Source organism: Synechococcus sp. R8-2 (genome assembly GCF_047461715.1).
In the GTDB taxonomy this organism is placed as follows: domain Bacteria; phylum Cyanobacteriota; class Cyanobacteriia; order Thermostichales; family Thermostichaceae; genus Thermostichus.
Genome location: NZ_JANSHQ010000726.1, coordinates 1 through 1006 on the forward strand (window position 1 = coordinate 1; position 1006 = coordinate 1006).

The 1006-nt window shown below is 51.0% G+C and carries 1 pseudogene; it reads right to left on the bottom strand.

The features are described from left to right. A pseudogene (locus NW819_RS14275) lies at positions 1-748 on the bottom strand (glycosyl transferase family 1); the annotation flags it as partial. Positions 749-1006: the final 258 nt, after the last annotated feature.

The window sequence follows — 1006 nt, forward strand, 5'->3', positions numbered from 1 at the left end:
GGTCAGTAAGCAGAAAGCCCCCCGCGGAAATCACTTCCAAGTTCCTTAAGTTCAGATCCCCATTTTGGCTGCAGTTAAAGGAAATCAGAGAATGGGCAAACCATTTGGCTGCCTCTTGGCGGTTGGCTGTTTTGATGAGGATGGGCAAATCTGCATTCTTTATGGCTTGAACCAGCCGGCAACGCCTGGGATGGCGGGATCCCTGTTGGCCGATAAAGACCACTTGATTTTCTCTATCTTCCACCCAATCGTGGGTAACAGTGCGCATGGAGATAAGAGGCAACCAGGCAAGATTCTCAGCGCCTGCTGCGGCAAACCAGTGCAAATGCTGGAAGTTATAGGCAGTAGCGACGTAATCAAAGCCTTCAGTAGCCCAGTAGGCCAAGAGATGGTTGATGGGAAACTTCCAGTGGTGGGTGTCTCCAGCAAGCAAGAGTGTAGGGCAGCCAAACTTCTTCGTATTTAAGGGACTGATCTGGTCGAAACTGGAAGTCCAAACAACAACTAGGTCAAACTCCTTATTTGTAATTTGCTCAGACTGCTGCACAAAGTCATAGAGGTCATAGTCTCCCTCTGGGCACTCCACCAATTCCTTAGAGAGATTGACAAAGTTTAGTCCAAAGCCCTTGGCTCTCCTCTTGGGGCAAAGACTGACCTGCCGATCTGAAAGCTGCGGGGGCGGGATATAGTCTGGCGGAGTTGGCCAATTGAGGAGAATTCGCGGAGCATTGGCCTTGATGTCTTGCATTTCTCGACTCCCCAAGTTGAGCGGCAGGTTCTTCTAGCTCCTACAGGCTACTAGGATTGGACACAACAACAAGGGATCTCTGTTGCCCTGGAAAACGATAAGCCGAGCATAGGTTATAAGCAACCCCATGGATCCCTGTCTGCAAGAGCCGAATCCAGTTTACCTGCCTGGATGGCCCCTACCCAAGACGAGCTCTCCTACGACAATGGCATACCCATGGAAAGCTGGCGGCACACGTGCCAGATGGACTTGCTCATC